We start from the raw sequence: 13,077 nt of genomic DNA on the forward strand, positions 1-13,077 counted from the left end.
GCCGCCGCCACCGCTGAACCCTCCGCCGCCGCTGCTGAACCCTCCGCCACCGGACGACGATGACGATGACTGTGCTGCGGTGTACGCGCCGATCGATGACGACAGCGCCGAATCGAAACTGTCGAAGCTCACCCCGCCGGATCCACCCGTCATGGCCCAACCGACGCTCGATGACGAGGAGTGGTACCAATCCGGTTGTGGGGCAACGTCTCCCGTGACATCCTGATATTTCTTGGCCCACAACGCCGCGGTCCCGGCGGCCACCGCGAACGGGATGTAGGCGGTGTAGAGATCCTTGCGCGCCGCGAAGTCGAACCGGGTTTCGGCCGAGTCGGTGGACAGCAGGCGGTGGAATCCGCCCACCCGCGACCAGAGTTCGCGTCCCGCGGCGGTGCGTCTGGTGCCCAGCCCGGCGCGCCACGACGGGGCCGTGACCAGAAAGAACACCGCGAACGGCAGACCCCACATGGTCACCCCGGCACCGAACCAGGTCAGGAAGCCGCACAGCGCCGCAACGAGGGCCACTGCGTTGGCGCCACGCAGCCACAGTTCCTCGGGACGTTTGACCATGAGATCGTTGTCGAAGGCCCACTTGCGCACGGCGGCAGCCATATTGGTCTTCGCCTTGTTGAGTTTCTGGCCGGAGGTCGCTGTCTTCCTGGCCCGGAACTCGCTGTTCTTGTACGAAACACCCAGCGCCTGTCCCACGGCGGCACCGACCGGGTCGACGTCGGCCCACGCCGACTGGCTGGCGAGGCCGCGGATGTTCCAGTGCTCCGCGCCGACCTGACGTAACTCGATCAGTCCGCGGTCGGCGAGATGGAACAGCGTCGCGGTCAGCCCACTCTTCGGAATCGTTTCGGTGCGGATGTACTCGGCCTGCACCGGGCCGATCCCGTCCGGCGGTGTGTACTGCAGCGGGAAACCAGGCGGTCGTTCCGAGGTCCGCCGCCACCAACCGAAGGCGGCCAGGCCCAGTGCCACCGACAGTGCCGCCACCCAGATCACTCCCGCCACCGATCGGCCCAGCACCTGATCCCACGTGTACGGCCAGGGCAGCGTGAACTGCGGCGGGGTGGGCACGTCGACACCGGCGCGCAGCGTGACGGGGGTGTGGGGATCCAGATCGACGGCGGTGAGCTGGACGGTGTCGCCCATGGTGGCCAGGTCTTTGCAGGCTCGGCCGACGCCATAGCCGACGCTGCACTGGGCACCGGTGGCCGCGCCCGGGAGGGTGAGGCTGACCCGGGCGCGATCGATCCGGTTGTTCCATGCCGGGGCGATGACGTTCCAGTAGAACGCCGAAGTGGAGTTGGGATTGCCGATGGATCCCGCAAACGTCTTGTCTGCGCCGATTCGTCCGGGGTCGAGGACGCCGTCGATGGTGTAGCGGATCTCGAAGATCTGGCGGCCGGAGTTCAGGGTGCGGTTCGGGTCGCCGATCTTGGCCACCGCGAACCGCCCACCGTCTTCGTCCAGCAGCTCATAGTGGGCCGGCGCCCCGTTGAGTCGGACCGAGGTGATCGTGGGCGGCTGGCGCAACCGCGGATTGTTCTGGTTGGCCACATCCCAGTAGCGAAAGATCCCGTGGCGTCCGCCGGGGAAGTCCGCGGTGATGGTCTCGACGGCGGTCAGCCTGCCGTCGGCACCGACCCTGAGATCCGCCGCGTAGTCGGTGATGAAGACCGGGTCGTCGGTCGCTGTGTCACCGCCGCCGCTGGGCCAGAAAGTGGGCCACAGCAGCCCGAACACGATGAGCACCAACGCGAGCGACCAGGCCAGAACCCGACGCATGACACCTCCCGTCCGGCGCATCGATGTGCTGGTGCGATGTCCGGCCTACCCTATGTGCAACGGGTCGATTTGCACACGAGAAGGCTCCTGTTCCCGGCGCGCACTGAGCACCGTCGTCGCCCGGCGTAGCGCCGCCGCCAGCGCCAATCCGTCGTTGCGCGGCACCCGGACCAGCATCCGTGTCACGTCGGCATCCGGGTCGACGCCGGGCGGGCGCCGGGCACCCGGCGGCAATTCGACCGGGCCGAGTAGTTCGGCCGAGTCGGGGAATTGCGCGGCTTCCAACAGGGCTGTCACCGCGGGTCCGGTGCCGTCGACGGCCGCCATGTGCACTGCCGGCGGCAACCCGACCTCGCCGCGGGCGTCGAGCTCGGCGTCGGCGTGGCCGACGGGATCCCAGCGGATCAACGACTGCACGGTGGGTATGGCCGCCTCGGCCACCACCGCGACCACGCCGCCGTCGCTGCGGGGCCGCACCAGGGCTGCGGCGGCCATCCAGCGCCGCAAGGTGTCCTCAGCGGCTCGCAGGTCCTGCCGGCCCAGCAGCGCCCAGCCGTCGAGCAGCAGGGCGGCGCCGTAACCGCCCTCGGCAACCGGTTCGGCGCCCGGCGTCGAGACCACCAGCGCGGGCCCGTCGCCCACGGCGGCCACGACGGCGTCGCCCCCGGAGGTGATCACGCTGGCCCCCGGGAAGGCGCGACCGAGTTCTTCGGCGGTGCGGCGGGCTCCGACGACGACGGCGCGCACGGCATCCGAACCGCAGCGCACACACCGCAGTGTCGGTTCGGGACGCCCACACCATCGGCATTCGGCGGCCGCGCTGTCGCGATCCGGCAGGGCCATCGGACCGGTGCAGTGCCTGCAGCGGGCGATCGTGCGACAACGCGCACAGGCCAGCGCGGGGACGTAGCCGCGCCGCGGTACCTGGACCAGCACCGGACGCTCGGCCTGCAACGCCGCACGGGCGGCCTGCAACGCCATCGACGGCAACCGGGCGGTGCGGGCGGCCGGATCGCGTTCCTGCGCATATCCGCTGTCCTCGAGCGCCACCACGCGAGCCGCGGCCGCTCGCACCACCGGCCGGGCCGCCACCAGGTCGTGGGCCCAGCGGGTGCGCACCAGGGCTTGGGCCTCGGCGGTGCGGGCGTAGCCACCGATCATTGCCGCACAACGCAATTGGTGTGCCCGCAGCATCGCCACCTCGCGGGCGTGCGGGTACGGTGCGCGCGGCTCGGCGAGGTTGTCGTCGCCGTCGTCCCACACCAGCACCAGGCCGAGATCCCGGACAGGGGCGAACACCGCGCTGCGCGTGCCGATCACCAACCGGGCATCGCCGCGCAGGACCGAGAGCCAGCGTCGGTACCGCTGCGCCGGGCCCAGCCCGGCCGACAATGCCGCCACCCGCGACGCCGGAAGATGCTGGAGCGCCGCGGCGTACAGCGCGTCCACGTCGCGCTGATCCGGCATGATCGCCAGCACGCCGTGGTCTGCGCACACCGTCACCGCCGCGGCCTCGGCCAGCCGCTGCGGCCAGTGCTCCCCCGGCAGCGCCTGCCACACCGCGCGCGCCGCACGGCCGTCCTGCAACGCCGTGAGGAACTGTTCGCCGCGTCCGTAACGGGCCCATGCGGCGGGATCCACGGCGGCCTGCGGCACCGGGTCAGGTTCGGCCGGTGTCTGTTTCTCCACCGTGGCGTGCCGCGGCGGCACCGCCAGGCGCAACACGTCGGCTCGAGTCCCGGCGTAGCGCGCGGCGACGGCGTCGACCAGCCGCCGAACCTCGGCGGTGAGCACCGATTCGGGCGACACCACGCGGTCCAGCCAGCCCAGCTTGCCGGTGTGGTCGGTGTCCGATCGGCGCTCCAGCAGGAACGCGTCGACCAGCCGACCGTGGAACCGCACCCGCACCCGGACCCCGGGCTGCGCGTCGTCGGACTGCTCTGCCGAGACCAGGTAATCGAACTCGCGGTCCAGATGCGGTACCGACAGCATCGGCAGGACTCGCGCGATGGGCTCGTGCTCGGCCGCCTGCCGGGTGGTGGTCACGGCGCCGGTGTACCAGAACGCCCTGACGTCCGGGCGAAGAACAACCCGGCAGTGATCAGAAGTAGCGACGCCGCGTAGGCCCACCAGATCGGGACCGCCAGCAGCTGGTCACCACGCACGAACTGGCTGATCCCGATCATCGAGTCGGACACCGCGAACGTCACGGCGCCCAGCGCTGTCCACGGGGTCGGCAGCTCGGCCAGCAGTGCCGTGCACACCATGGCGCCGAGCACTGCGATGTAGGCCGTCACCGGCACTGCCATTCCCTGCTCGAGCAGCCGGGGCCAGAACCAGACCAGCAGCGCCAGGCACGCCGTCACGGTGGCGGCGACCGCGACCAACCGCGGAGTCGTCCGGTGCGCGAGTGGCAACAACGCGGCCAGGAAACACAGGTGCGCGACCAGGAAGGCCGCCAGACCCAGGACGAACGACGGCTGCCACCACGGCATCGCGAGCAGGAAATCCCCCGCAGCCGAAAAACCCAGCGCCCCAACCAACCACCGGCGTTCGCGCACGATCGGATGGCCCAGCGCCGCGGCTGCCAGCAGCACCGCAGTCAGGGCCTTGACGGCGGGCTGCCCCGGGAACTGCCCGGTGAGGTCGGCCCCGGTCGGCAGGCCGGTCGCAGCCACGATCAGGAACACCCCGTAGCCCGCCCCGACGACGGCAGCCGCGACCCACAGCCACGCCGTGCGGCGGTGTGCGTACGGTGACGGAGTGTCTGTTGCTGACGAGAAGCCGGCTGTCGATGCCATCCTGCAGAAGGTACTGCAGGTGGTGCCGTTCCAACTTTCCACCGCCGACGGCGTCGAGGAGGCCCGACGGAAGTTCAAGGAATTGCCGCGCCGCGACGTTCATCCCGACGTCGTGACCGAGGACCTCACCATCGAGGGCCCGGCGGGCCCGATTTCGCTGCGGGTGTACCGGCCGCCGGCGGCCGACGCGACGACGCTGCCGGTCGTGGTGTTCATCCATGGCGGCGGCTGGTCGGTCGGTGATATCGACGATTACGACGGCATAGCCCGGCAACATGCGGTGGCCGCCGAGGCTGTCGTGGTGTCGGTGGGCTACCGGCTGGCGCCCGAGCACCCGTTCCCGGCCGCCGTCGACGACGCCTGGGCCGCCACCCGGTGGGTGGCCGCGCACGCCGCCGAACTCGGCGCCGACCCGGACCGGCTGGCGGTCGCCGGGGATTCGGCCGGTGGCAACCTCAGCGCGGTCATGGCGCAGCTGGCGCGTGACGCGGGCGCTCCGGCGATCCGATTCCAGCTGCTCTGGTATCCGGCCACCACCGGTGACACCTCGCTGCCGTCGTTCACCGAGAATGCCGACGCCCCGATCCTGGATCTGGCCGCGGTCAAGGGATTCACCAAGTGGTACGTCAGCAAGGACGTCGACCTGACCAATCCCCCGGCCACCCTGCTGCCGGCCCGGGCCGAGAGCCTGGCCGATCTGCCCCCGGCCTACATCGCCACCGCGGGCCACGATCCGCTGCGCGATGACGGCGCGCGCTACGCCGAACTGTTGCGGGCGGCCGGGGTGCCCGTCGAACTGCACGTCGCCGAGACCCTGGTGCATGGCTACCTCGGATACGTGGGTGTGGTGCCTGCGGCGACCGAGGCATCCGAGCGGGCGCTGGCCGCGCTGCGGGCTGCGCTGCACGGCTGACGTGAGCTGCCGTCCGCGGTAAAACGCGCTCGCCGGCACGCCGTGCGGTCGGCGCCGAGTCCCAAACTCCCGTCTCCGTGCCCGAATAGTGCCATTCTCAATTCCGGCTGTCCGCCCTACCGTGGACGCATGGGAGCACCGCCGCAGCGGCTGGACACATGGGACATGACGCGCGACGCGCGGCGATCATGGTCGGATTCGACGCGGGCAAGACGCAGGAGGGGGACGCGTTGATGGCCGATTACCACACTCTGATCGTGGGAGCCGGATTCTCCGGCATCGGCGCCGCGGTCAATCTGGACAAGGCCGGATTGGCCGACTACCTCATCGTCGAGGCCGGCGACGGCGTCGGCGGAACCTGGTTCTGGAATCGGTATCCCGGTGTGGCCGTGGATATTCCGTCGTTCTCCTACCAGTTCTCGTTCGAACAGTCGCCGAACTGGTCGCGGACGTACGCGCCGGGACGCGAGCTGCGCGCGTACGCCGAGCACTGCGTCGACAAGTACCGGCTGCGGTCGCGGATCCGGTTCAACGTCGAGGTGTCTGGTGCGGTGTTCGATGGCGACGAAAACGTTTGGCGCGTCGAACTGAACACCGGCGAGATCATCACCGCACGATTCCTCGTCAACGCCAGCGGTGTGCTCACCATCCCTAAACTCCCCGACATCGACGGCGTGGACTCCTTTTCCGGTGTCACGATGCACACCGCACGGTGGGACCACACCCAGGACCTGACGGGCAAGCGCGTGGCGATCATCGGAACCGGCGCCACCGCGGTCCAGGTGATTCCCGAGATCGCCCCAATTGTTCAGCAGCTCACCGTTTTTCAGCGCACGCCCATCTGGTGTTTCCCGAAATTCGATGTGCCGCTACCTACTGCGGCACGCTGGGCCATGCGAGTGCCCGGCGGGCGGACCGTCCACCGCCTGCTCAGCCAGGCCTACGTCGAATTCACCTTTCCGCTGGCCGCGCAGTACTTCACCGTCAATCCGTTCGCCAAGCGGGCCGACGCCGCGGGCCGGGCATACCTGCGCCGCGAGGTGCGCGACCCGGTGCTGCGCGACAAGCTCACTCCCCGCTACGCCGTCGGCTGCAAACGGCCCGGATTCCACAACACCTACCTGTCGACGTTCAACCGCGACAACGTCACCCTCGTCACCGAGCCGATCGACAAGATCACCGGATCCGGCGTCGCCACCGCCGACGGGACCACGTATGACGTGGACGTGCTGATCCTGGCGACGGGCTTCAAGGTGATGGACGTCGACGCGATGACGTTCGACATCACCGGGCCCAGCGGCCAGACGCTCAGCGCATTCTGGGAAGAGCACCGCATGCAGGCCTACGAAGGTGTCAGCATCCCGGGATTCCCGAACTACTTCACCGTGATGGGCCCATACGGCTACGTCGGGTCCTCCTATTTCGCCCTCATCGAGGCCCAGACCCACCACCTGGTGCGCTGCATCGCCCAGGCCGACCGGCGGGCCGCCCACCGCGTCGAGGTGCGGCAGGAGGCCAACGACCGCTATTTCGCCGAGATGATGCGCAAGCGTCACCGCCAGATCTTCTGGCAGGACAGCTGCACCAACGCCAACAGCTACTACTTCGACCGCAACGGTGATGTCCCGCTGCGGCCGGCCAGCACGCCCGAGGCGTACTGGCGCAGCCGCAGCTTCGACCTCGACGACTATCGGTTCACCGGATAGCTTTCTCCCGCGAGTTTCTCCGGCTGGTTTCTCCGGCTGGCTTCTCCGGCGAGCAGACGTGAAAGTCCGCGACACACCGGTTTTCGGGGACTTACACGTCTGCTCGGCGAGGGTCAGTGACCGCTGGACTGCTGGTTCGGCTGGTTAGCGCCGTTGTACTGGTTCTGTCCGCCGTACTGGTTGCGTTCGTTGGGCCGCTGCTCCTGCCCGCCCGGGCGCTGCTGCACAGTCTGCGTGGCCGTGGACGTCTCGGTCTGAGTCTGCGTCTCGGTTTGCGTGGCGGTGGCGGTGTCGGTTTGCGTGACGGTATCGGCCGGCGCCTGCCCCTCCTCGTGGTGGCGCGGTGCGGCACCGCCCCCACCGCCTGACGAACTGCCGCTGTCGTTGGCCGCGGTGGTGGTAGTCGGAGTAGTTGTGGTCGTCGTGGTCGTGCTGGATGTCTGCGGCGCTGAGCCGTTCGAGCCGCACGCCACCGCGAACGCGGCCGCCAGTGCGGCCATGCCGAGTGCGAGGGCGGCGCGGCGGCGCCAGGTCGTTGTCGACTCAGGTTCCATCGTCATCGCATAGATTCCTTCCGGTCGGGTTCGTTGAGCAACCGGGATATCTTGATCAATCGCGATGGGAAACCCTTAGGGTCCAGCTATGTTCACGCTGTGTGGCCTAGCGCACAGCAAAGGTGCCAATCAAGCGCCAACAGACGTCAAAGCCCCCGAACACCGGCGTGTCGGGGGCTTTGACTGGGGGTCCCTCCCGCTTGCGGGGGACTGCTCGCCGAGGGAAGCCTCGGCAGAAGGGGTATTAGACCGAAGCCTTCAGGTCGTCGACCTTGGTGAGCTGCTCCCAGGGCAGTTCGACATCGGTGCGGCCGAAGTGGCCGTAGGCCGCGGTCTGGGCGTAGATCGGGCGCAGCAGGTCCAGGTCGCGGATGATGGCGCCGGGCCGCAGGTCGAACACGCTGCTGATGGCCTTCTCGATGCGTGCGGGGTCCACGGTCTCGGTGCCGAAGGTCTCGACGAACAGACCCACGGGCGCCGCCTTGCCGATCGCGTAGGCCACCTGGACCTCGACGCGCTCGGCCAGCCCGGCTGCGACGACGTTCTTGGCCACCCAGCGCATCGCGTACGCCGCGGAGCGGTCCACCTTTGACGGATCCTTGCCGGAGAACGCGCCGCCGCCGTGGCGGGCCCAGCCGCCGTACGTGTCGACGATGATCTTGCGGCCGGTCAGGCCGGCATCACCCATCGGCCCACCCAGTACGAACTTGCCGGTCGGGTTGACGAGCAGTCGGTAGTCGGATGTGTCGAGGGACTCGTGGCCGAGATCGTTGAGAACCGTGTTGACGACCTTCTCCCGGATGTCCGGGGTGAGCGTCGCGTCCAGGTCGACGCCCTCGGCGTGCTGGGTCGACAGCACCACGGTGTCGAGCCGCACGGGGGTCTTGCCGTCGTACTGGATGGTGACCTGGGTCTTGCCGTCGGGACGCAGGTAGTCGAGCACGCCGTTCTTGCGGACCTCGGTGAGCCGACGGGCCAACCGGTGGGCCAGCGCGATGGGCAGCGGCATGAGCTCCGGGGTGTCGCTGATCGCGTACCCGAACATCAGGCCCTGGTCGCCGGCGCCCTGGGCGTCCAGCGGGTCACCCGCGCCCTCAACGCGGGCCTCGTGCGCGGTGTCGACGCCCTGGGCGATGTCGGGCGACTGTGAACCGATGGCGATGTTGACACCGCAGGAGGCCCCGTCGAAGCCCTTGGTCGACGAGTCGTACCCGATCTCCAGGATGCGGTCGCGCACGATCTTGGGGATGTCGGCGTAGGCGGAGGTGGTGACCTCACCGGCGACGTGCACCTGGCCGGTGGTGACCAGCGTCTCCACGGCGACCCGCGACTTCGGATCCTGCTCCAGCAGCGCGTCGAGCACAGAGTCGCTGATCGCGTCACAGATCTTGTCGGGGTGCCCTTCGGTTACCGACTCACTGGTAAACAGGCGGCCTTGGCTCACGGGTCCGCTTCCTTTCCGTTCACGTATCAAAACCTACAAAAAGCTTAGTTAGGCGAATTATATCTCTGCCCAGTTTGCACCCAAGCGTGTGGAACGCCGTTGCGCAAGGCTTACCCGCACCGAAATTCGGACGCCGGTTTCAGGCGCCGCAACTGCGCAGGAAAGCCGCGATCGAGTCCACGATACGGGTCGCCATCAGCGTCTTCGATCCGTGCTCCAGGGCGACTTCGGTGCCGTCGGAGCCCAGCAACCATCCGTCGTTGTGGTCGACCTCGAAGGCCCGGTTCTCCCCCACTGCGTTCACGACCAGCAGGTCGCAGCCCTTGCGCTGCAGTTTTGCCCGAGCGTGGAACAGCACGTCCCCGTTGGCGTCACCGGTTTCGGCGGCGAACCCGACGATCGCACGCATATTTGGCAATTGACCGTCGGCTCGCGCCCGGACGACACCGGCGAGCACGTCGTCGTTGCGGATCAGGTCGATCGAACTCGGCTCGGACGCGCCCTTCTTGATCTTGCTGGTCGCCACATGCGCCGGCCGGAAATCGGCAACGGCGGCCGCCATCACCAGAACGTTCGCGCCCGGCGCACGCTTGGACACCGCGTCGCGCAGCTGAGTGGCCGACCCGATGTGCAGCACCTCGACGCCGGCCGGGTCGACCAGTCCTGCGGTGTTCCCGGCGATGAGCGTCACCTCTGCGCCCCGCTGGGCCAGCACGCGCGCCATCGCATAGCCCTGCTTTCCGGAGCTGCGATTGCCGATGAACCGCACCGGATCAAGGGGTTCGCGGGTACCGCCCGCGGTCACGAGCACCTTCACCCCGGACATGTCGTACGGCAGAGCGTCGCCGCGGTCGAGCAGCAACTGCGCCAGGGTGGTGATCTCCTCGGCTTCGGGCAGCCGGCCGGCGCCGCTGTCCTGCCCGGTGAGCCGGCCCGAGGCGGGTTCGAGCACCACAGCGCCGCGGCGACGCAGCGTCGCGACGTTGTCGACGGTCGCCGGGTGGAACCACATCTCGGTGTGCATGGCCGGCGCGAACAGCACTGGACATCGTGCCGTGAGCAGCGTTGCGGTCAGCAGGTCGTCAGCCCGGCCGGCGACCGCTCGGGCCAGCAGGTCGGCGGTGGCCGGTGCGACGACGACGAGATCAGCCTCCTGGCCGATCCGGACGTGCGGAACCTCGTGAACATCCTCGAACACCCCGGTGTGCACCGGGTTGCCGGACAACGCCTCGAACGTGGCGGCGCCGATGAACCGCAGCGCCGACTCGGTCGGGGCCACCCGCACGGAGTGGCCGGCCTCGGTCAGTTGTCGGACAACGGTGCACGCCTTATAGGCGGCGATGCCGCCGGCAACTCCGACGACGATGCGCTTCCGCGTCGTGCTCATGCCATCTGCTCTTCGCCCGAGAGGCTCATCGACGCACGGCCCCGCCTACGTTATTCGCCCTCGGTGTGCTCGAGCAGATCCTCGTGGATCTCACGCATCGCGATGGACAGCGGCTTCTCCTGCAGGCCGGGCTCGACCAGCGGGCCGACATACTCGAGGATGCCGTCGCCGAGCTGGTTGTAGTAGTCATTGATCTGACGTGCGCGCTTGGCGGCGTAGATCACCAGGGCGTACTTGCTCGACGCGCGGTCCAGCAACTCGTCGATGGGCGGGTTGGTGATGCCCAGCGGCGTGTCGTAGGCGCTGACTGCGGACGAATCGATGCCCAGATCGTCCGCAGCGGTCAGCTGCGCATCGGCATGCGGGGTGCTCACGAAAAGGTCTCCTGGCGGTTATCAAGAATGCTTTTGGATTATTGGCGGGGTGGCCCGCGGGCCCGATCAAGTCGGACTGAGGCCAGGTCAGTTTTGGCCCACCAGCAAGGATACCAATTCGGCGCACGCCGAATCCAACTGGCGGTTCACGACGACCTGGTCAAAGTCGCCCTGAGCGGCCATCTCCGCCCGCGCCGTCTCCAGCCGGCGGGCCATCACCTCGGGCGTCTCGGTACCGCGCCCGGACAATCGGCTCACCAGTTCGTCCCAGCTGGGCGGTGCGAGGAAGACCGAGACGACCTCGGGCATCGCCTTCTTGACGGCCCTGGCGCCGGCCAGGTCGACCTCGATCAGCACCGGGCGGCCGGCTCGGGCGGCGTCACGCACCGGCTCCCGGGGTGTACCCGAGCGGTGCAGGCCCCCGTGGATCTCGGCCCATTCCAGCAGAGCGTCGGTCTCGATCAGTTTCTGAAACTGCTCGGGGCTGACGAAGAAGTAGTCGACACCGTCCACCTCGCCGGGCCGCGGGGCCCTGGTCGTGACGGAGACGGAGAAATACAAGTCGGGAACCCGCTCCCGCAGGCAGCGGACCACGGTGGACTTCCCGACGGCAGAGGGGCCGGACAACACCACGACTCGGGGCTGTCCGACCCCTCGGCCGACGCTCAACCTGTGCGCCTTAGGACTGGTCGAACTTCTCCAGCAGAGCCTTGCGCTGCCGGTCGCCGAGGCCGCGCAACCGGCGCGTCGGTGCGATTTCCAGTTCGGTCATGATTTCCTGCGCCTTGACCTTGCCGACCTTGGGCAGGGCCTCCAGCAGCGCGGAGACCTTCATCTTGCCCAAGACCTCATCGGTCTCGGCGTCGGTGAGCACCTGCTTGAGGTTGGTGCCGCCGCGCTTGAGCCGGTCCTTGAGCTCGGCTCGCGCTCGACGTGCGGCAGCAGCCTTCTCCAACGCTGCCGCGCGCTGTTCGTCGGTCAACTGGGGAAGGGCCACGGGTTCCTCCGTCTCCTGGCAATTCTTCTTCGGCCATCACTTGTTTTGATCGGCTGGAAAACAAACCAGCCAGCGACGACGACCGTACCCACGCGGGCTGACGAAAGCTAACCCCACCCCCTGGTTACAGCGCTAAAAGCCCAGCGTGTAGTGCGCCGCAACAGCCCGCGGGAAGCGGGCCTGGTATCCCCGCGGACACCTCGAACTCCGTCCGCCGCAGCGGATATCCCTGCACGTCAACGGTTTTCGCGCGCTCCGCAGCTGACCTGGTACAAGCACGGCGCCGTCACGACCGGGGACGACCAGCGGTCACACAGCGCCTCCGAGAAAATTTTCGCTGGTCACGGCGTGTCGGGCGTGTCGGCAGCGGCCGTGACAAGCCCGACAGGCCGGCGCCCATGTGACGCCTAACGCCCACATAACTGCCGCAAAGCCGATGCACAGCTTAGCTAAATAACGTCGCGAGAGTCGGGTACCACACTCCGTTCGGAGGGAAGCTGGACATGAATATCAAGCGACTGACCTGCGCTTCCGCCGCGACTGTCGCGGTCGGAGCGGCCACTCTCGCCCTCGGGGCGCCGGTGGCCTCCGCGCAACCGGGTCCGCCGCCGTGCAATTTCGGAAACTGCCAGGGCCCGGGCGGCCCAGGACCTGGCGGTCCAGGACCAGGCGGTCCAGGACCAGGCGGCCAAGATCACAGAGGCCCGGACAACGGCCCCGGAGATCCCGGACGCTGGCAGGGCGACCCGGGCGGACCCGATCGGGGACCCGGAAACTGGCCCGGCGGGCCTGATCGCGGGCCTGGAGGCCCGGGGGGCTGGCCTGGCGGTGACGACCACGGCGGCGATCACCGATGGGATCCTCCGCCTCCGCCACCGCCCGGCCTCGGCTGGCGCGGCATCGACCAGGGCCGCTGGGATCATCAGCCGTTCAACTACAACGGCAACTGGGTGACCCCGGTCTTCGATCCGGGCTACAACGCCTGGGGCTTCTGGTTGTTCGGCATCTGGATCCCCCTGTGATCGGGTGAGAGCCACCGCCAGGTGGCGTCGGGTCGCCGCATACGGCGGCCCGACGTCCGCGCGTCGAGCCCGGCGCATACGCGTC

Annotated in this window: 12 protein-coding genes; 3 read left to right on the plus strand and 9 right to left on the minus strand. The window is 68.7% G+C overall.

What is annotated here, in order from left to right; translation table 11 throughout:
- From BST13_RS14790 to BST13_RS14800, 3 genes are all read right to left on the minus strand, one after another.
- Positions 1–1,794, minus strand: a 1,794-nt coding sequence (locus BST13_RS14790) for a DUF2207 domain-containing protein (RefSeq protein ID WP_083164787.1), incomplete at its 3' end; no start/stop codon positions are given.
- 45 nt (positions 1,795–1,839) lie between these two features.
- Positions 1,840–3,840 carry a primosomal protein N' gene (locus BST13_RS14795; RefSeq protein ID WP_083164788.1) on the minus strand — a complete coding sequence of 667 codons (2,001 nt, stop codon included), beginning with the start codon at positions 3,838–3,840 and terminating at the stop codon, positions 1,840–1,842.
- On the minus strand, positions 3,837–4,595 hold the full coding sequence (locus BST13_RS14800; RefSeq protein WP_083164789.1) for a lysoplasmalogenase: 759 nt from the start codon (positions 4,593–4,595) through the stop codon (positions 3,837–3,839). The genes BST13_RS14795 and BST13_RS14800 overlap by 4 nt, the downstream gene beginning before the upstream one ends.
- Here BST13_RS14800 and BST13_RS14805 point away from each other — a divergent pair.
- Both BST13_RS14805 and BST13_RS14810 read left to right on the plus strand, forming a co-directional pair.
- Positions 4,558–5,508, plus strand: coding sequence for an alpha/beta hydrolase (locus BST13_RS14805; RefSeq protein WP_083164790.1), 951 nt, complete (start codon positions 4,558–4,560; stop codon positions 5,506–5,508). The two genes, BST13_RS14800 and BST13_RS14805, sit on opposite strands and share 38 nt — an antisense overlap.
- Before the next feature lie 230 nt (positions 5,509–5,738).
- Complete coding sequence (locus BST13_RS14810) at positions 5,739–7,214, plus strand: flavin-containing monooxygenase (protein ID WP_245839642.1); 1,476 nt, start codon at positions 5,739–5,741, stop codon at positions 7,212–7,214.
- 113 nt (positions 7,215–7,327) lie between these two features.
- Here BST13_RS14810 and BST13_RS14815 read toward each other — a convergent pair whose 3' ends face one another.
- The 6 genes from BST13_RS14815 to mihF form a co-directional block, all read right to left on the minus strand.
- Positions 7,328–7,774, minus strand: a complete 447-nt coding sequence (locus tag BST13_RS14815; protein ID WP_083164791.1) for a hypothetical protein — start codon at positions 7,772–7,774, stop codon at positions 7,328–7,330.
- A 238-nt stretch (positions 7,775–8,012) separates the two neighbouring features.
- Positions 8,013–9,212 carry a methionine adenosyltransferase gene (metK, locus tag BST13_RS14820; RefSeq protein ID WP_083164792.1) on the minus strand — a complete coding sequence of 400 codons (1,200 nt, stop codon included), beginning with the start codon at positions 9,210–9,212 and terminating at the stop codon, positions 8,013–8,015.
- A gap of 139 nt (positions 9,213–9,351) precedes the next feature.
- A complete protein-coding gene (coaBC, locus tag BST13_RS14825; protein ID WP_083164793.1) occupies positions 9,352–10,599 on the minus strand; it encodes a bifunctional phosphopantothenoylcysteine decarboxylase/phosphopantothenate--cysteine ligase CoaBC in 1,248 nt (415 codons plus the stop codon).
- Positions 10,600–10,649: 50 nt separating this feature from the next.
- The gene (gene rpoZ, locus BST13_RS14830) at positions 10,650–10,973 is read right to left on the minus strand and encodes a DNA-directed RNA polymerase subunit omega (RefSeq protein ID WP_029372871.1); all 324 of its coding nucleotides are present in this window, start codon (positions 10,971–10,973) and stop codon (positions 10,650–10,652) included.
- 87 nt (positions 10,974–11,060) lie between these two features.
- A complete protein-coding gene (gmk, locus tag BST13_RS14835) occupies positions 11,061–11,642 on the minus strand; it encodes a guanylate kinase (RefSeq protein ID WP_083164794.1) in 582 nt (193 codons plus the stop codon).
- A 10-nt stretch (positions 11,643–11,652) separates the two neighbouring features.
- The gene (gene mihF, locus BST13_RS14840) at positions 11,653–11,970 is read right to left on the minus strand and encodes an integration host factor, actinobacterial type (RefSeq protein WP_003894434.1); all 318 of its coding nucleotides are present in this window, start codon (positions 11,968–11,970) and stop codon (positions 11,653–11,655) included.
- 503 nt (positions 11,971–12,473) lie between these two features.
- Between mihF and BST13_RS14845 the strand changes: the two genes are divergently transcribed.
- Complete coding sequence (locus tag BST13_RS14845; protein ID WP_083164795.1) at positions 12,474–12,992, plus strand: hypothetical protein; 519 nt, start codon at positions 12,474–12,476, stop codon at positions 12,990–12,992.
- The last annotated feature ends 85 nt before the right edge of the window (positions 12,993–13,077 follow it).

The organism is Mycobacterium aquaticum, from assembly GCF_002086485.1.
In the GTDB taxonomy this organism is placed as follows: Bacteria; Actinomycetota; Actinomycetes; order Mycobacteriales; family Mycobacteriaceae; genus Mycobacterium; species Mycobacterium aquaticum.

Excerpts from the sequence above, each read along its gene's own strand:
- BST13_RS14800 (WP_083164789.1), bottom strand. The coding sequence starts at position 4,595 with ATGGCATCGACAGCCGGCTTCTCGTCAGCAACAGACACTCCGTCACCG.
- BST13_RS14815 (WP_083164791.1), bottom strand. The coding sequence starts at position 7,774 with ATGACGATGGAACCTGAGTCGACAACGACCTGGCGCCGCCGCGCCGCC.
- coaBC (WP_083164793.1), bottom strand. The coding sequence starts at position 10,599 with ATGAGCACGACGCGGAAGCGCATCGTCGTCGGAGTTGCCGGCGGCATC.
- BST13_RS14845 (WP_083164795.1), top strand. The coding sequence starts at position 12,474 with ATGAATATCAAGCGACTGACCTGCGCTTCCGCCGCGACTGTCGCGGTC.